Below are 14,795 nucleotides of genomic sequence, written 5' to 3' on the forward strand. Positions count from 1 at the left end.
TGTAAATATTGTAACTTGCCTACACCAATTCTACGATAGCGGTAGGAGTAGCATCGCCCCTTCGCGGAGCTGATTTTATTATGCGCACATAACCACCATTTCGATCCTTATACTTTGGTGCAATATTTTCAAATAGATTTTTTACTGTAGTTTCATCTAATACTTGCTTAAGAACTAGTCGTCTTGACGCCAAATCGTCTTTTTTGGCAAGTGTTATTATTTTTTCAGTTACACGGCGGACTTCTCTCGCTCTAGCTTCCGTAGTTTCAATTCTGCCATATTTTAAAAGGTCGGTGGTTAGATTTTTAAGCATCATTTTGCGATGTCCGCTTGGTCTGCCAAGTTTTCTCATCTCTTCGCCTCCTTACTGTTCTTCCGGTTGTTTTAGCGAAAGATTGAAAGCGCTGAGTTTCGCTTCCACTTCCTCCAGCGATTTTTTACCGAGATTTCGCACTTTCATCATATCTTCTGCCGTTTTTTGCGTAAGTTCATATATTGTGTTAATTCCGGCGCGTTTCAAGCAGTTGTATGAGCGAACTGAAAGATCCAGTTCTTCTATAGGCATTTCAAGTATCTTTTCTTTATCGTCTTTTTCTTCTTCTTGCGGCACGTCGCTTACCTGAACTTTTTCGGTAAGACCGGTAAAAAGGCTAAAATGTTCAATTAATATTTTAGCCGCAGCGCTTACCGCATCTTCAGGTTTTATTGTGCCATTTGTCCAGATTTCCATAATAAGTTTGTCATAATCAGTTCTTTGTCCTACGCGCGTGTTTTCTATATTAAAATTGACTTTGTGTACCGGGGTAAAGATAGAATCTATTGCTATTACTCCAATGGGTTGGTTGGGCTTTTTGTTTTTATCGGCTGTAACATAGCCTTTGCCTCTCTCAAGCGTAAGTTCCATAAAAAGCTTGCCATCTTTTTCTAAAGTAGCAATGTGCCAATCCGGATTCATTATCTCAACATCTGCATCAGCAATAATATCTTTTGCTTTTACTTCGCACTCTCCTTGGGCTTCGATGCGAAGCAGCTTTGGCTCGTCTCCATGTAGTAAAATTGCAAGTCCTTTTATATTCATTATAATTTCAGTAGTATCTTCAGCAACTCCCGGAATAGTAGAAAATTCATGCTGCACTCCATCAATCTTTATAGATGTTACAGCAGCTCCGGGCAAAGAAGACAAAAGGACTCTGCGCATGGAATTGCCAAGAGTCGTTCCGTAACCTCTTTCTAAAGGTTCTACAACGATTTTCCCATAGGTATCATCTTCACTTGATTCTATCAATTCAATCCTCGGCTTTTCAATATCTATCATCTAATAAAGTACCCTCCTTAAAATTATTGGTTTCCGATGAGGGTTAATTAATTACTTGGAATAAAGCTCGACTATTAAGTGTTCCTGAATTGGAACATCAATGTCTTCTCTCTTAGGTAAATATAGAACTTCGCCTGTTAGAGTATCAAAATTCACTGAAAGCCAAGCCGGCACTACTTTAGATGCACCTTGTTCGGCTATTTCTTTGAAAAAGTCAAGATTACGGCTTTTTTCTCGAATTGCAACAACGTCTTTCTCTTTTACTTGATAAGATGGTATTGTAACTCTCTTACCATTTACTTCTACATGGCCGTATCTTACCAACTGACGTGCCTGGGGTCTTGATGCGGCAAAGCCCATTCTGTATATAACATTATCTAACCTTGTTTCAAGAAGCCTTAGAAGATTTTCACCGGTAACGCCTTTTTGGCTGACGGCTTTTTCATAGTAGTTAGCAAATTGTTTTTCCATGATTCCATATATTCTTCTTGCTTTTTGCTTTTCTCTAAGCTGTAGTCCGTATTCTGAAGGCTTACGTCGCAATTGTCCGTGCTGACCCGGAGCATACCCGCGCCTATCCATGGCACACTTCGGGCTGTAGCAACGATCACCTTTAAGATATAGCTTCATGCCTTCTCTGCGGCACAGCCTGCAAACAGCGTCTTTATATCTAGCCATTGTGTTTATCCACCTCCATATTAAACCCTTCTTCTCTTCGGCGGCCTGCAACCGTTGTGAGGAATAGGTGTTACATCTTTAATCATGTTTACTTCAAGGCCTGCAGCCTGCAGTGAACGAATAGCAGCTTCTCTGCCACCACCCGGTCCTTTTACAAATACCTCAACAGACCTCATTCCGTAATCCATGGCTTGCTTTGCAGCTGCCTCTGCTGCCATTTGAGCTGCAAACGGTGTTCCTTTACGCGAGCCCTTAAATCCGACTGATCCGGCACTAGCCCAAGTTATGGGCCTGCCTGCCTCATCTGCAATCGTTACTATTGTATTGTTAAAAGTTGAGTGAATGTGTGCACTCCCTTTTTCTATGCGCTTTTTTTCCTTGCGCTTTTTCGTAGGTTTTGCCATGATTTTTCACCTCCGCATATTTTATTTATGCCTTACGCTTTGCCCCTACTGCCTTGTTGGGGCCTTTGCGCGTTCTTGCATTTGTTCTTGTTCTCTGACCTCTCACCGGTAGTCCCCGGCGATGCCTAATACCTCTATAGCAGCCAATTTCCGTAAGGCGCTTAATATTCATTGCTACTTCTCTTCGTAGGTCGCCTTCAACTTTATACTGCTTTTCAATAATATCTCTAAGTTTGCTTATTTCTTGTTCGGTTAAATCTTTTACTCGGGTATCCGGATTTACGTTAGCTTCTTTTAAGATCTTTTTCGCTGTTGTATCACCAATACCATATATATAAGTGAGTGCTACTTCTACACGCTTTTCTCTTGGCAAATCAACTCCGGCTATTCTCGCCACTTACCACACACCTCCTTTTGTTTAGCCCTGTTTTTGCTTGTGTTTTGGATTTTCGCATATAACCATTACTCTGCCTCTGCGTTTAATTATCTTGCACTTTTCGCACATCTTCTTTACCGATGGTCTTACCTTCATAGGATTTCCTCCTTTTACCGTTTTCTACTTGAAGCGGTATTTGATGCGGCCCCGGGTCAGATCATATGGAGATAACTCCACAGTAACCCTGTCTCCGGGCAAAATCCTAATATAGTTCATGCGAATTTTTCCGGAAACATGGGCTAGAACAACATGACCGTTATCCAGTTCTACCCGAAACATTGCGTTGGGGAGTGGTTCTAAAACGGTACCCTCAACTTCAATAACATCTTCCTTCGACAAGGTCGCACACGCCTCCTTACATATGCGCAGATGTCTGGCTGTCAAAGCTGCCATCTGCAATTTCTTTCAGGGCTTTTCTAATTTCGTCATTATAAATTTTTCGCCTATTATTGCGTTTTTCCGCCACAAAGTCAAGTCGCTTGTTCATAAGCTGCAAATGCTTTATTTTTTTCTTCTTGGGGTTTTCTACCCTGCGCAAATCCCCATCCGCAACATAGACATATTCATCGTCTATTATATCAATCACTACCATTAACCGCCCCTTGTCACGACCGGCAGTAGATCTTGCCAGTTGTCCCAACATGAGCTGCGGCATATAAACACCTGCCTAAATCATAGTCAGTATTTCGGGCTCACCGTCAGTAATTGCAATGGTATTTTCGTAATGAGCCGAAAGGCTGCCGTCTTCCGTTACTACCGTCCAGTTATTATCCAACGTATATACTTCATATCCTCCCATGTTGACCATGGGCTCTATTGCAAGAGTCATCCCGCGTCTAAGTCTAGGCCCTTTTCCGGGCGGACCAAAATTTGGTATTTGTGGATCTTCATGCATATCTCTTCCTATGCCATGACCCACATAATCTTTCACTACCGAAAAATTATTAGCCTCTACGTATTTTTGCACCGCATGGGATATATCCGAAAGCCTGTATCCTGGTTTTGCATAAGCAATCCCTTCAAAAAAGCTCTGCTTAGTAACCTCTACGAGTCTAAGGGCCTCTTTTTCTACCTGACCTACAGGAAAGGTTCGAGCTGCATCGCCATTATAGCCTTCAAATATCACGCCTACATCTATACTTATGATATCGCCTTCTTTAAGCACTCTTGGCCCCGGAATTCCGTGTACCACTTCCTCATTTACGGAAGTGCATATAGCTGCCGGAAATCCGTGATATCCTTTAAAAGTCGGGAGGCAATTGTGGCTTAAAATAAAGTCTTCGGCGATTCTGTTAAGCTCCAATGTAGTAATTCCGGGACGTACATGTTTTTTAACTTCTTCTAGTGTCAGCGCGGTAATCTTTCCGGCTTTTCTCATAAGCTCTATTTCGCGCTGGGATTTAATTATAATCATGACCTTAATTCACCTTTTTTAGATGTTCTAAAATATCTTCAAAAACATCGTCAATTGACCCGGATCCGTCTATATTAATCAGTAAATTTTTCTCCTTGTAGTAGCCGATAAGCGGAGCGGTCGATGTCTCATATACCTCTAAACGCTTTTTTACTGTCTCAGGCTTATCATCATCACGGATAATAAGCCTTCCGCCGCACTTGTCGCAAAGTCCCGGTTCTTTTGGCGGACTGGATTTTATATTATATGTTGCACCACATTGCTCGCACACTCGCCTGCCGGTAAATCTTTCGATAAGTGTATCTTGCTTTACTTCTATATTCAGCACAATATCCAATTGTATACCCTTTTCTTGCATGTAATCATCTAGACTTTCAGCCTGCTTTACGGTTCTTGGAAATCCATCAAGTAAAAAACCGTTTTTACAGTCTTCCATATCCAACCTTGATTTTACCATAGCTATCACAAGGTCGTCAGGCACTAAAAGTCCTTTTTCAAGGTACTCAGCAGCTTGCTTGCCCAATAAGGTCTTGTCTGCTATAGCTTTCCTTAGTATATCTCCGGTAGAGATATGGGGTATGCCAAACTTGTCTGCTATCTTTTTTGCTTGCGTTCCCTTGCCTGCTCCCGGCGGACCCAGCAAAACAATTCTCAACGCTGATCACTCCTATTTTAAGAATCCTTGGTAGTGCCTCATAAGCATTTGAGCCTCTATAGCCTTCATGGTTTCAAGTGCGACACCCACAACTATCAAAAGGGCTGTACCTCCAAAGGAAATGTTTACTCCTGTAATAGCTGTTATTAAATATGGCATCAAAGCGATAGCTGCAAGAAATATTGATCCGACCAATGTTATTCTAGTCATTATACGATTTAAATACTCGGCTGTAGGCCTTCCCGGTCTTATTCCAGGTATAAACCCACCATATTTTTTCATGTTTTCAGCAACTTCTACAGGATTGAATGTTATCGCTGTATAGAAGTAAGTAAAGAATATAATTAGCACGGCGTAGAGCAGGGCGTAGAGCCATCCGCTGGGGCTTAAAAACTGTGCTATGCTTACCATTATCTTGTTATTTGGGAAAAATCCGGCTAAAGTGCTGGGAAACATTAATATCGACATAGCAAAAATTATAGGTATAACGCCGGCACCATTTACCTTAATCGGTATATGAGTGGACTGGCCGCCATAAACCTTTCTTCCTACTACTCGTTTAGCATATTGCACCGGCACCCGGCGCTCTGCTTCTTGAACCGCGATAACCGCTACGATTACTGCCAATGCAAATATAAGGAATATCGCTAGCATTATAATGTTAAGCGTTCCAACTTTTAGTAGAGAATAAACTTGAAAAATGCTGGAAGGCAGTCTTGATACAATTCCGGCAAAAATAAGCAGTGAAATACCGTTGCCTATTCCCTTGTCAGTAATTTGCTCACCTAGCCACATTAAGAATGCCGTTCCTGCCGTAAGACTCAGTATCACTACTATATTGCTGAGGATACCGGGTTTCATGGCGCTTCTAAAGCCTATTGAAAGTCCTGTAGCCTGGATAAGCCCCAAAATAACAGTGCCATACCTCGTATATTGAGCAAGTACCTTACGTCCCGCTTCCCCTTCTTTTGCCAGCTCTTCCCACTTTGGAATAACTATAGTAAGAAGCTGAACTATAATGGAAGCATTAATGTATGGTGTAATGCTCATTGCAAAGACTGAAAACTGTTTGAATGCACCGCCTGATATTATATCAAAAAACCCAAGTAAGGCACCCTTTTCAACCATTTGTTTGACTGCAGCCGGGTCCATGCGGGGCACCGGTACAAAGGTTCCAAGTCTGAATAATATTAGCATGAAGATAGTAAATTTTATTCTATTCCTTAAATCCGGTATTTTCCAGGCATTTTTCAGGGCATCCCACATCTAGATCACCTCTGCCTTCCCACCAAGCGCCTCTATTTTTTCTTGCGCTGATTTTGAAAAAGCGTTTGCTTGAACATCTACTTTAACTTTCAAGTCTCCATTGCCGAGCACCTTTACTCCGTCTTTAACCTTTTTTATAATTCCTTTTTCGATTAAAAGTTCCGGAGTAACTTTTGTATTTTCTTCAAAAACGTTAAGATCTTCCACGTTCACTACTGAGATTTCTTTTTTGAATATATTATTGAAACCGCGCTTCGGAATACGTCTGTAAAGAGGCATTTGACCGCCCTCAAATCCCGGCCTTACACCGCCGCCGCTGCGAGCGTTCTGTCCTTTATGGCCTCTTGTGGAAGTCTTGCCGTGGCCTGAGCCGATTCCTCTGCCAACTCTTTTACTTTTTTTATTGACGCCTTCGGCAGGATAAAGATCATGCAATCTCATTGGCTGCACCTCCTCTTTTAGGTTTTATAATCCGAGAATTTCTTCTACGCTTTTATTGCGAAGTCTTGCTACTTCTTCCGCTCTTTTCATTTGTTTTAGTGCTTCTATGGTTGCATTTACCATATTTCTGGCATTGGCAGAACCCAATGATTTGCTTACTATGTCGGTGATTCCTGCTAATTCTACAACTGCTCTTACCGGTCCGCCTGCTATAACTCCGGTTCCTTCGGGTGCCGGTTTTAAGAGGACTTTGCCGGCTCCAAAAGTCCCAATACTTTCATGAGGGACAGTGCCATTTAATACCGGAACATTAATTAGATTCTTTTTAGCATCTTCGATACCTTTGCGGATAGCTTCAGGTATTTCTTGAGCTTTTCCGGTGCCCACTCCCACTTTGCCTTTCTTATTTCCGACCACTACAAGTACTGCAAAACGGAAGTTTTTTCCTCCCTTTACAACTTTGGCAACTCGATTTATGGAAACAATTTTTTCTGTAAACTCATTTTCTTCTATATTATTATCCTTGTGCTGCAAAGTTTTGCCTCCTTTCTAGAAATCTAACCCGGCTTCTCTTGCGGCATCAGCCAGGGCTTTTACACGGCCATGATATATATAACCGCTGCGGTCGAATGCAACGCTTTTTATGCCTTTCTCTAGAGCTTTTTTACCGATTAGATCGCCGACTAATTTGGCCGACTCTATGTTTACGCCGGAAACGTTGTCCTTAATCGCAGGATCCAGTGTCGAAGCTGCAACTAAAGTATGGCCTGTTTCATCATTAATAATCTGCGCATATATATGTTTTTCGCTCTTATATACACATAAGCGCGGTCTTTCGCTTGTGCCAAAGGTCTTTTTTCGAACTCTTGCATGTCTTCTCTTACGGGCAACATTGCGAGATTCCTTTTTAAGCACATTCATTCCCTCCTATCGCTTATTTTGCTCCGGTCTTGCCTTCTTTACGCCTTACAACTTCATTTTCGTATCTAATGCCCTTGCCTTTGTAAGGCTCCGGTTCCCTCACAGCTCTGATATTTGCTGCGATTTGGCCTACTAAATCCTTGTCTATGCCTTTGACTACTATCCTGTTTGCTGCCGGCACCTCAAATTCTATACCTTCAGGTGGGTCAAATTCTACTGGGTGAGAATATCCGACAGTCAAAACCAGTTTATCTCCTTGTTTTGCCGCCCTATAGCCTACACCTTCTAATGCCAGCCTTTTTTCAAAGCCATTTACGACACCCATTACCATGTTATTTATTAGTGAACGGGTTAATCCGTGAAGCGCCCTGTGATTTTTCTCATCTGACGGCCTTTCAACAATGATTTTTGAGTCTTCTTTTTTTATAATCATATCTTTGTGCAAAACACGGCTTAAGCTGCCTTTAGGACCTTTTACCGTTATTTGATTACCATTTATGGCAACTTCAACCCCACTAGGTATATCAACCGGCATCTTGCCAATTCTAGACATGTCTTCACCTCCTAGTCATTCATCTTACCATACGTAGCAGATTACTTCGCCGCCGACTTGCGCCTTTCGCGCCTCTTTATCAGTCATAATTCCCTTGGACGTAGAAAGAATTACTGTCCCCATTCCACCCATAACCTGTGGAATTTCATTCTTGTTTGCATATATCCTAAGTCCGGGTTTCGATATCCTTTTAATACCTGTTATGACTTTTTCTTTGTTCGGACCGTACTTTAAGTAAATTTTTATAATTCCCTGCTTACCGTCGTCTATAATCTCAAAACCCTTTATATAGCCCTCATTTTGTAAGGTTTGAGCTATAGCTTTTTTCATATTTGAACATGGAACCTCCACTTCAGGATGACCCACGTCGCTAGCATTACGAATACGAGTTAACATATCTGCAATAACATCTGTCATAGCCAATGAAACAACCTCCCTTCATATCGGACTTGCGCTCACCAACTGGCCTTTTTAACTCCCGGTATTTCACCGCGATGTGCAAGCTCTCTAAAACATATACGACATACACCGTATTTGCGCAAATATGCATGAGGCCTGCCACAAATCTTGCATCTGTTGTATTTGCGCGTTGTAAATTTAGGTTCACGTTTTTGCTTGGCAATTAAAGATTTTTTAGCCAAACTCTTTCCTCCTTCCTGTTTATGCAAAAGGCATACCAAGACGCTTTAAAAGTTCCCGAGCCTCTTCATCAGTTTTCGCCGTAGTTACTATTGTAATATCCATACCTCTGACGCGATCTATTTTATCATAATCAATTTCAGGAAATATCAGCTGCTCCCTGATTCCTAAGGTATAGTTTCCTCTACCGTCAAAAGCATCAGCAGATACTCCCTTAAAATCCCTTACTCTTGGAAGGTTTATATTAAAAAGTTTATCTAGAAAATCGTACATTTTCTGGCCTCGAAGGGTAACTTTAGCTCCTATAGGCATACCTTCACGCAATTTAAATGCCGCTATTGACTTGCGGGCTTTTGTGACTACAGGTCTTTGGCCTGTTATCATTGCTAAGTCGCCGGTAGCTGATTCAATTGCCTTTGCATTTTCACGAGCATCATTGATACCCATATTTATAACAATCTTTTCGACTCTGGGCACTTCCATGATATTTTTATAACTGAATCTTTGCATCAGCGCAGGTACAACTTCATTTAAGTACTTATCCTTTAATCTTGACACGAGACTACCTCCTTCCTGTCTATCTGTCTATAACCTCTTGGCAGCGTTTGCATACTCGAACTTTTGATCCGTCGGCAAGAATTGTATGACCAAACCTGGTAGGTTTATTGCATTTATTGCACACAAGCATTAGTTTCGAAGTGCTTATAGGCAGTTCCATCCTCATTATTCCGCCCTGAGGCATGCCGGCCGTGGGCTTTTGGTGCTTTGTCGCCATATTCACTCCCTCGACTATGGCACTTTTCTTTCTCGGAAAAACTTTAATTACTTTTCCTTTTTTACCTTTATCTTTTCCCGATAGAACGTAAACGGTATCACCCTTTTTTATATGGACTTTTTCCAAAGAACACACCTCCTCATACCGAGCTTTGCGTTTCGCGGTCTTCTATCTTTTCCTAGAATATATCATAACACTTCCGGGGCTAAGGAAATAATTTTCATGTAATCTTTTTCTCTAAGCTCTCTGGCAACCGGTCCAAATATACGTGTACCGCGAGGATTTTTGTCATCGCTTATAATAACTGCAGCATTTTCGTCAAATCTTATATATGAACCGTCTTTGCGTTGTAATCCCTTTTTTGTTCTTACAACAACAGCCTTCACGACGTCTCCTTTTTTAACAACGCCGTCGGGTGTTGCACTCTTAACTGATGCTATAATAACGTCACCGATAGATGCAAATTTGCGCTTTGAACCGCCCAATACTCGTATACACATTATTTCTTTCGCACCTGTATTATCAGCCACATTAAGTCTTGTCTGAACTTGCACCATGCCAAAAACCTCCCTTCTCTACTGGGCTTTTTTCACAATTTTTACCAATCTCCAGCGTTTGTCATGACTTAAGGGTCTTGTTTCCATAATTGTCACAATGTCGCCTACTTTGCATTCGTTATTTTCGTCATGAGCCTTAAATTTCTTTGTTCTTTTTATGGTTTTCCCATATAGTGGGTGCCTCATCAGTCTTTCTACGGCAACTGTTATGGTCTTATCCATTTTATCGCTTACTACTACACCGGTCCGGACTTTTCGCTGGTTTTTACGTTCGGCCACCTATATCCCTCCTTCTAAATCATTTTTGGCTGCCCATTCTTAGCTTTTCATTTTGTCTTTCTGTAAGGACTGTCTTTATCCGCGCTATAGTTTTCCTTACTTCGCGAATCCTCATAGGATTATCAAGCTGGCCGGTGGCTGCCTGAAATCGGAGGTTAAACAGTTCGCCCTTTAAGTCCTTTTCTTTCTCTAATAATTCCTGATCGCTAAGGTCGCGAATCTGCTTAAGCTTCATTTAAATCACCGCCCAATTCTAAGCGTTTTACTATCCTTGTTTTTATAGGCAACTTGTGAGAGGCAAGTGTCATGGCCTCTTTAGCAATTTCTTCCGATACTCCGGCAAGTTCAAACATAACACGGCCCGGCTTTACAACTGCAACCCACATCTCAGGTGAGCCTTTTCCGCTTCCCATACGTGTTTCAGCAGGTTTTTTTGTAACAGGCTTGTCAGGAAATACCTTTATCCAAACTTTGCCGCCTCTTTTAATAAAACGAGTCATGGCAACACGTGCCGCTTCTATTTGCTGACTGGTTATCCATGCCGGCTCTAACGCTTGAAGCCCATACTCGCCATATGTCACTTTATTACCTTTATGTGCGTATCCTTTTATTCTTCCACGCTGCTGTTTTCTATACTTCACTCGCTTCGGCATTAACATCGCTTACTTCTCCCCCTTCCTCGGGATTATGCTTTACTGGAAGGACTTCGCCTTTATATATCCAAACTTTAACGCCTATTCTCCCATAAGTAGTATGGGCTTCAGCGAAACCGTAATCAATGTCGGCTCTTAAAGTTTGAAGTGGAATGGTCCCCTCGTGATACATCTCAGACCTTGCAATTTCTGCACCGCCGAGTCTGCCGCTGACCATTGTTTTGATACCCTTTGCCCCAGACTTTAAGGCCCGTGATATAGCTTGCTTCATAGCTCTTCTAAAAGATATGCGTCGCTCCAACTGTGAAGCAATATTTTCAGCAACGAGCTGTGCATCCATATCAGGATTTTTAATTTCAATTACATTTATAGAAACCTGTTTGCCGGTCATTTTTTCTATCTCGCCTTTGAGTTCATCTACTCCGCTTCCGCCTCTGCCAATTACCATGCCCGGTTTTGCAGTGTTTATGGTTATTCTTATGCGATTAGCTGCTCTTTCGATTTCGATCCTTGATACGCCTGATGTAAATAGCTTATTTTTAATATATTTTCTTACTTTGTAGTCTTCAAGGAGCTGATCGGCAAAGTCCTTCTTAGTATACCATTTTGAATCCCAATCTTTAATTATTCCGACTCTCAACCCATGAGGGTGTATCTTCTGTCCCAAAATTTATCCCTCCTTTTCTTTAAGAACTATAGTTATATGGCTGGTTTTTTTGTGTATAGATGCCGCTCTGCCCTGAGCTCTGGGACGAAATCTCTTCAAAATTGGCCCTTGGTCGGCATAACACTCAGCAATATATAAAGCATCTTTGTCCATATCAAAATTATTTTCAGCATTTGCTGCCGCTGATTTAAGCAATTTCTCTAATGTTTCTGAAGCCGCTTTAGGCGTAAATTGCAAAATGCTCAAGGCTTCATCTACTTTTTTTCCGCGAATAAGGTCTAAAACTACCCTGACTTTTCTAGGCGCAATTCTAACATATCTTGCCCGTGCCCTCGCTTCCACTTTCATACCTCCTTTGCAAGGTTTGTCATAACCCTTTCAAAATTTACCAATCTATTTAAGTGCTGTAGATTTTTCGGTATGGGCCCCATGCCCCCTGAAAGTTCTAGTAGGCGCAAATTCACCCAATTTGTGGCCGACCATGTCCTCAGTTATATAAACAGGCACATGCCTTTTTCCGTCGTGAACCGCTATTGTATGGCCCACCATTTCAGGAAATATAGTAGAAGCTCTGGACCAGGTTTTAATAACCTTTTTCTCCCTTTTGTGATTCATTTCAATAATTTTATCTAATAGCTTCTTATCTACAAAAGGGCCCTTCTTTGTTGAACGACTCATAAGATTACCTCCCTTCTACTTGCGGCGCTTGACAATATATTTATCCGAAGCCTTATTTTTCTTTCTGGTCTTGTAGCCAAGGGTCGGTTTGCCCCAAGGTGTAACAGGACTCTTCCGTCCAATAGGCGATTTACCTTCGCCACCGCCATGGGGATGATCCACCGGGTTCATGGCAACACCGCGCACGTGGGGTCTTTTGTTCATCCAGCGAGATCTACCTGCTTTGCCAATAGAAATATTCTCATGTTCAATGTTTCCTACTTGACCAACAGTAGCTCGGCACAGTTCAGAAACCATTCTCATTTCTCCTGAAGGCAATCTTAGGGTCACCATACCGCTCTCTCTTGCCATGAGCTGGGCTGATGTGCCGGCCGATCTTACCATCTGGCCTCCCTTACCCGGGATAAGCTCAATATTGTGAACTGTAGTTCCCACAGGTATGTCTGCAAGATTTAAGGCATTGCCCGGCTTTATATCCGCGCCTTTACCGGACTGAACAATATCTCCAACTGTAACTCCGGCCGGGGCCAAAATATACCTTTTTTCGCCGTCTGCATACGATAATAATGCAATATAAGCGCTGCGATTTGGATCGTACTCAATTCCTGCTACCTTGGCCGGCACGCCGTCTTTATCTCTTTTGAAATCAATTATTCTATATTTACGCTTGTGGCCGCCGCCGCGATGTCTTATAGTTTCCCTGCCTTGCATGTTGCGGCCGGCTTTATTCTTCAAAATTTCTACCAATGACCGTTCAGGTTCTACTTTTGTAATTTCCTCGAATGTGGGAACGCTCATAAACCTGCGCCCGGGTGTGGTAGGTTTAAACTTTTTTATAGCCACATTATTCCCTCCTTCTCTGTAAAGCTAAGTCTCTTCGTGGCCATTTTATGCTACATGGATTCGAAGAACTCAATTGTTTTACTCTTATCAGTTAGTGTTACTATGGCTTTCTTCCAATCGGGCCGCTTACCTTCGAATCTGCCCATTCTTTTCATTTTGCCTCTCATATTTACAGTGTTAACTTTAGCAACTTCCACCCCGAATATAGACTCTAATGCGTTTTTTATCTCGGTTTTATTTGACCTTTTGTCAACCACAAACGTATATTTTTTCTGCTGCTGCATATCCATGGTTTTTTCTGTAATGAGCGGTTTTATAATGATGTCATGCGGATCTTTCATCCTGCATACACCTCCTCTACCAGCTCAGCTGCCTCTTTTGTAATAATTAAGTTGTCATAATCTAGGATGTCGTATATGTTCAGCGTATTAACATATGTGGTTTTAACTGTCGGAAGATTGCGTGCAGATTTTTCCACATTTTCATCTTTTCCGGCTATTACTATTAGAGCTTTTTTGTCTGCATTTAAATTTTTCAATATGGAAATCATTTCTTTTGTTTTTGGTGCTTCTAAGGAAAGCTCATCTAATACTATAAGTTCATTATCTACAACTTTTGCGCTAAGAGCTGACTTTAGTGCAAATCTTTTAAGCTTCTTTGGCATAGCAGCCTTATATGAACGAGGCTTGGGCCCAAAGATTATACCGCCCTTTCTCCACAAAGGCGATCTTATACTGCCATGGCGGGCTCTGCCGGTGCCTTTTTGGCGCCACGGTTTTCTGCCACCGCCGGCTACTTCGGCTCTTGTTAGTGTACTTGATGTTCCTTGTCTTTGATTTGCAAGATAATTTACAACTGCCCTGTGCATTATATCAGGTCGGACTTCAACCCCGAAAATATCATCGGAAAGCTCAATCTCTCCTACTTGCTCTCCTTTTGTATTGAACATGCTTACTTTAGGCATTGGGCTCCTCCTTTCCTAATTATTTCCCGCTTTTTACAGTATTTTTTATAAATAGCAGTGATTTTTTTGCTCCCGGTACAGAGCCCTTGACAACCAATATATTTTTTTCCGGGATAACTTTTACAATTTCTAAATTTTGCACTGTAGTTTTTTCTGCTCCCATGTGCCCGGGTCTCTTATTTCCTTTAAATACTCTTGCAGGATCAGTGGCGCCTCCGGAACCTGGTCTGCGGTGGTACATGGAGCCATGCCCCATGGGGCCTCGGTTAAAATTCCAGCGCTTTACTCCACCTGCAAAACCCTTTCCCTTGGATATACCCGTAACATCTACTTTTTCGCCGGGTTGAAAAATATCTGCTTTTATTTCATCGCCTACATTATATTTTGCTGCATCTTTAATCTTGAATTCTTTAATATATCTTTTAAATTTCAGCTGATTCTTTACAAATTCGCCTTTTTCCGGCTTATTTAGTGTTCTTTCTTTAATATCTTCATAACCTACTTTAATTGCAGTGTAGCCATCGTTTTCAACGGTTTTCTTTTGAATTACCAGGCATGGTCCCGCTTCAATAAGTGTTACCGGCAAAGCTTCACCTGTTTCATTAAAGATTTGGGTCATGCCAAGTTTCTTACCTAAAATGGCTTTTGAAATCATCA

General features: G+C 41.7%; 30 protein-coding genes. All 30 read right to left on the reverse strand.

The window, feature by feature from the left end; translation table 11 throughout:
• Nucleotides 1-19: 19 nt before the first annotated feature.
• A complete protein-coding gene (gene rplQ / locus TSYNT_RS03345; protein ID WP_059031740.1) occupies nucleotides 20-352 on the reverse strand; it encodes a 50S ribosomal protein L17 in 333 nt (110 codons plus the stop codon).
• Between the two features lie 12 nt (nucleotides 353-364).
• The gene (locus TSYNT_RS03350; RefSeq protein ID WP_059031741.1) at nucleotides 365-1,315 is read right to left on the reverse strand and encodes a DNA-directed RNA polymerase subunit alpha; all 951 of its coding nucleotides are present in this window, start codon (nucleotides 1,313-1,315) and stop codon (nucleotides 365-367) included.
• Nucleotides 1,316-1,366: 51 nt separating this feature from the next.
• The gene (rpsD, locus tag TSYNT_RS03355; RefSeq protein ID WP_059031742.1) at nucleotides 1,367-1,993 is read right to left on the reverse strand and encodes a 30S ribosomal protein S4; all 627 of its coding nucleotides are present in this window, start codon (nucleotides 1,991-1,993) and stop codon (nucleotides 1,367-1,369) included.
• Nucleotides 1,994-2,013: 20 nt separating this feature from the next.
• Entirely contained in the window at nucleotides 2,014-2,397 is a 384-nt protein-coding gene (gene rpsK / locus TSYNT_RS03360; RefSeq protein ID WP_059031743.1) for a 30S ribosomal protein S11, read from the reverse strand.
• Nucleotides 2,398-2,422: 25 nt separating this feature from the next.
• On the reverse strand, nucleotides 2,423-2,794 hold the full coding sequence (gene rpsM, locus TSYNT_RS03365) for a 30S ribosomal protein S13 (RefSeq protein WP_059031744.1): 372 nt from the start codon (nucleotides 2,792-2,794) through the stop codon (nucleotides 2,423-2,425).
• A gap of 21 nt (nucleotides 2,795-2,815) precedes the next feature.
• Nucleotides 2,816-2,929 carry a 50S ribosomal protein L36 gene (rpmJ, locus tag TSYNT_RS03370; RefSeq protein WP_059031745.1) on the reverse strand — a complete coding sequence of 38 codons (114 nt, stop codon included), beginning with the start codon at nucleotides 2,927-2,929 and terminating at the stop codon, nucleotides 2,816-2,818.
• Nucleotides 2,930-2,953: 24 nt separating this feature from the next.
• Entirely contained in the window at nucleotides 2,954-3,172 is a 219-nt protein-coding gene (infA, locus tag TSYNT_RS03375) for a translation initiation factor IF-1 (RefSeq protein WP_059031746.1), read from the reverse strand.
• Nucleotides 3,173-3,188: 16 nt separating this feature from the next.
• Nucleotides 3,189-3,488, reverse strand: a complete 300-nt coding sequence (locus TSYNT_RS03380) for a KOW domain-containing RNA-binding protein (RefSeq protein WP_059031747.1) — start codon at nucleotides 3,486-3,488, stop codon at nucleotides 3,189-3,191.
• Between the two features lie 12 nt (nucleotides 3,489-3,500).
• A complete protein-coding gene (map, locus tag TSYNT_RS03385) occupies nucleotides 3,501-4,247 on the reverse strand; it encodes a type I methionyl aminopeptidase (protein WP_059031748.1) in 747 nt (248 codons plus the stop codon).
• A 4-nt stretch (nucleotides 4,248-4,251) separates the two neighbouring features.
• Nucleotides 4,252-4,902, reverse strand: a complete 651-nt coding sequence (locus TSYNT_RS03390) for an adenylate kinase (RefSeq protein WP_059031749.1) — start codon at nucleotides 4,900-4,902, stop codon at nucleotides 4,252-4,254.
• 12 nt (nucleotides 4,903-4,914) lie between these two features.
• Nucleotides 4,915-6,168, reverse strand: coding sequence for a preprotein translocase subunit SecY (gene secY / locus TSYNT_RS03395; RefSeq protein ID WP_059031750.1), 1,254 nt, complete (start codon nucleotides 6,166-6,168; stop codon nucleotides 4,915-4,917).
• A complete protein-coding gene (gene rplO, locus TSYNT_RS03400) occupies nucleotides 6,169-6,609 on the reverse strand; it encodes a 50S ribosomal protein L15 (RefSeq protein WP_059031751.1) in 441 nt (146 codons plus the stop codon).
• Nucleotides 6,610-6,633: 24 nt separating this feature from the next.
• Nucleotides 6,634-7,143 (reverse strand): 30S ribosomal protein S5, encoded by a 510-nt coding sequence (gene rpsE / locus TSYNT_RS03405; protein WP_059031752.1) that lies wholly within the window; start codon nucleotides 7,141-7,143, stop codon nucleotides 6,634-6,636.
• Nucleotides 7,144-7,158: 15 nt separating this feature from the next.
• Entirely contained in the window at nucleotides 7,159-7,524 is a 366-nt protein-coding gene (rplR, locus tag TSYNT_RS03410) for a 50S ribosomal protein L18 (RefSeq protein ID WP_083497633.1), read from the reverse strand.
• A gap of 19 nt (nucleotides 7,525-7,543) precedes the next feature.
• Nucleotides 7,544-8,083 carry a 50S ribosomal protein L6 gene (rplF, locus tag TSYNT_RS03415; RefSeq protein ID WP_059031754.1) on the reverse strand — a complete coding sequence of 180 codons (540 nt, stop codon included), beginning with the start codon at nucleotides 8,081-8,083 and terminating at the stop codon, nucleotides 7,544-7,546.
• Between the two features lie 24 nt (nucleotides 8,084-8,107).
• Nucleotides 8,108-8,506, reverse strand: a complete 399-nt coding sequence (gene rpsH / locus TSYNT_RS03420) for a 30S ribosomal protein S8 (RefSeq protein WP_059031755.1) — start codon at nucleotides 8,504-8,506, stop codon at nucleotides 8,108-8,110.
• A 32-nt stretch (nucleotides 8,507-8,538) separates the two neighbouring features.
• Nucleotides 8,539-8,724, reverse strand: coding sequence for a type Z 30S ribosomal protein S14 (locus TSYNT_RS03425; RefSeq protein WP_059031756.1), 186 nt, complete (start codon nucleotides 8,722-8,724; stop codon nucleotides 8,539-8,541).
• Nucleotides 8,725-8,743: 19 nt separating this feature from the next.
• Entirely contained in the window at nucleotides 8,744-9,280 is a 537-nt protein-coding gene (rplE, locus tag TSYNT_RS03430; RefSeq protein WP_059031757.1) for a 50S ribosomal protein L5, read from the reverse strand.
• Between the two features lie 19 nt (nucleotides 9,281-9,299).
• On the reverse strand, nucleotides 9,300-9,623 hold the full coding sequence (gene rplX, locus TSYNT_RS03435; protein WP_059031758.1) for a 50S ribosomal protein L24: 324 nt from the start codon (nucleotides 9,621-9,623) through the stop codon (nucleotides 9,300-9,302).
• 62 nt (nucleotides 9,624-9,685) lie between these two features.
• Entirely contained in the window at nucleotides 9,686-10,054 is a 369-nt protein-coding gene (rplN, locus tag TSYNT_RS03440) for a 50S ribosomal protein L14 (RefSeq protein WP_059031759.1), read from the reverse strand.
• Between the two features lie 18 nt (nucleotides 10,055-10,072).
• Entirely contained in the window at nucleotides 10,073-10,333 is a 261-nt protein-coding gene (gene rpsQ / locus TSYNT_RS03445; RefSeq protein WP_059031760.1) for a 30S ribosomal protein S17, read from the reverse strand.
• 19 nt (nucleotides 10,334-10,352) lie between these two features.
• A complete protein-coding gene (gene rpmC / locus TSYNT_RS03450; protein ID WP_059031761.1) occupies nucleotides 10,353-10,568 on the reverse strand; it encodes a 50S ribosomal protein L29 in 216 nt (71 codons plus the stop codon).
• Complete coding sequence (gene rplP, locus TSYNT_RS03455; RefSeq protein ID WP_059031762.1) at nucleotides 10,558-10,992, reverse strand: 50S ribosomal protein L16; 435 nt, start codon at nucleotides 10,990-10,992, stop codon at nucleotides 10,558-10,560. The genes rpmC and rplP overlap by 11 nt, the downstream gene beginning before the upstream one ends.
• On the reverse strand, nucleotides 10,964-11,653 hold the full coding sequence (gene rpsC / locus TSYNT_RS03460) for a 30S ribosomal protein S3 (protein WP_059031763.1): 690 nt from the start codon (nucleotides 11,651-11,653) through the stop codon (nucleotides 10,964-10,966). Before rpsC ends, rplP begins: the two co-directional genes overlap by 29 nt.
• Before the next feature lie 3 nt (nucleotides 11,654-11,656).
• Nucleotides 11,657-11,995, reverse strand: a complete 339-nt coding sequence (gene rplV, locus TSYNT_RS03465) for a 50S ribosomal protein L22 (RefSeq protein WP_083497634.1) — start codon at nucleotides 11,993-11,995, stop codon at nucleotides 11,657-11,659.
• A 51-nt stretch (nucleotides 11,996-12,046) separates the two neighbouring features.
• Nucleotides 12,047-12,331, reverse strand: coding sequence for a 30S ribosomal protein S19 (gene rpsS / locus TSYNT_RS03470; protein WP_059031765.1), 285 nt, complete (start codon nucleotides 12,329-12,331; stop codon nucleotides 12,047-12,049).
• A gap of 15 nt (nucleotides 12,332-12,346) precedes the next feature.
• Nucleotides 12,347-13,174, reverse strand: a complete 828-nt coding sequence (rplB, locus tag TSYNT_RS03475) for a 50S ribosomal protein L2 (protein WP_059031766.1) — start codon at nucleotides 13,172-13,174, stop codon at nucleotides 12,347-12,349.
• A 50-nt stretch (nucleotides 13,175-13,224) separates the two neighbouring features.
• Nucleotides 13,225-13,515: a 50S ribosomal protein L23 gene (gene rplW, locus TSYNT_RS03480; protein ID WP_059031767.1), complete on the reverse strand. Its 291-nt coding sequence runs from the start codon at nucleotides 13,513-13,515 to the stop codon at nucleotides 13,225-13,227.
• Nucleotides 13,512-14,138: a 50S ribosomal protein L4 gene (gene rplD, locus TSYNT_RS03485; RefSeq protein ID WP_059031768.1), complete on the reverse strand. Its 627-nt coding sequence runs from the start codon at nucleotides 14,136-14,138 to the stop codon at nucleotides 13,512-13,514. The genes rplW and rplD overlap by 4 nt, the downstream gene beginning before the upstream one ends.
• Before the next feature lie 19 nt (nucleotides 14,139-14,157).
• Nucleotides 14,158-14,790, reverse strand: a complete 633-nt coding sequence (rplC, locus tag TSYNT_RS03490; protein ID WP_059032317.1) for a 50S ribosomal protein L3 — start codon at nucleotides 14,788-14,790, stop codon at nucleotides 14,158-14,160.
• Between the last annotated feature and the right edge of the window lie 5 nt (nucleotides 14,791-14,795).

The organism is Tepidanaerobacter syntrophicus (assembly GCF_001485475.2).
GTDB lineage: Bacteria > Bacillota > Thermosediminibacteria > Thermosediminibacterales > Tepidanaerobacteraceae > Tepidanaerobacter > Tepidanaerobacter syntrophicus.

What these genes read in the sequence shown, in the direction of transcription:
- rpmJ (WP_059031745.1), bottom strand. Translation starts at nt 2,929, where the DNA reads ATGAAGGTAAGACCATCGGTAAAGAAGATGTGCGAAAAGTGCAAGATA.
- TSYNT_RS03380 (WP_059031747.1), bottom strand. Translation starts at nt 3,488, where the DNA reads ATGCCGCAGCTCATGTTGGGACAACTGGCAAGATCTACTGCCGGTCGT.
- TSYNT_RS03350 (WP_059031741.1), bottom strand. Translation starts at nt 1,315, where the DNA reads ATGATAGATATTGAAAAGCCGAGGATTGAATTGATAGAATCAAGTGAA.
- rplQ (WP_059031740.1), bottom strand. Translation starts at nt 352, where the DNA reads ATGAGAAAACTTGGCAGACCAAGCGGACATCGCAAAATGATGCTTAAA.
- secY (WP_059031750.1), bottom strand. Translation starts at nt 6,168, where the DNA reads ATGTGGGATGCCCTGAAAAATGCCTGGAAAATACCGGATTTAAGGAAT.
- rpsS (WP_059031765.1), bottom strand. Translation starts at nt 12,331, where the DNA reads ATGAGTCGTTCAACAAAGAAGGGCCCTTTTGTAGATAAGAAGCTATTA.
- rplW (WP_059031767.1), bottom strand. Translation starts at nt 13,515, where the DNA reads ATGAAAGATCCGCATGACATCATTATAAAACCGCTCATTACAGAAAAA.
- rplF (WP_059031754.1), bottom strand. Translation starts at nt 8,083, where the DNA reads ATGTCTAGAATTGGCAAGATGCCGGTTGATATACCTAGTGGGGTTGAA.
- rplP (WP_059031762.1), bottom strand. Translation starts at nt 10,992, where the DNA reads ATGTTAATGCCGAAGCGAGTGAAGTATAGAAAACAGCAGCGTGGAAGA.
- rplN (WP_059031759.1), bottom strand. Translation starts at nt 10,054, where the DNA reads ATGGTGCAAGTTCAGACAAGACTTAATGTGGCTGATAATACAGGTGCG.
- rpmC (WP_059031761.1), bottom strand. Translation starts at nt 10,568, where the DNA reads ATGAAGCTTAAGCAGATTCGCGACCTTAGCGATCAGGAATTATTAGAG.
- rplD (WP_059031768.1), bottom strand. Translation starts at nt 14,138, where the DNA reads ATGCCTAAAGTAAGCATGTTCAATACAAAAGGAGAGCAAGTAGGAGAG.
- rplO (WP_059031751.1), bottom strand. Translation starts at nt 6,609, where the DNA reads ATGAGATTGCATGATCTTTATCCTGCCGAAGGCGTCAATAAAAAAAGT.
- rpsD (WP_059031742.1), bottom strand. Translation starts at nt 1,993, where the DNA reads ATGGCTAGATATAAAGACGCTGTTTGCAGGCTGTGCCGCAGAGAAGGC.
- rpsK (WP_059031743.1), bottom strand. Translation starts at nt 2,397, where the DNA reads ATGGCAAAACCTACGAAAAAGCGCAAGGAAAAAAAGCGCATAGAAAAA.
- map (WP_059031748.1), bottom strand. Translation starts at nt 4,247, where the DNA reads ATGATTATAATTAAATCCCAGCGCGAAATAGAGCTTATGAGAAAAGCC.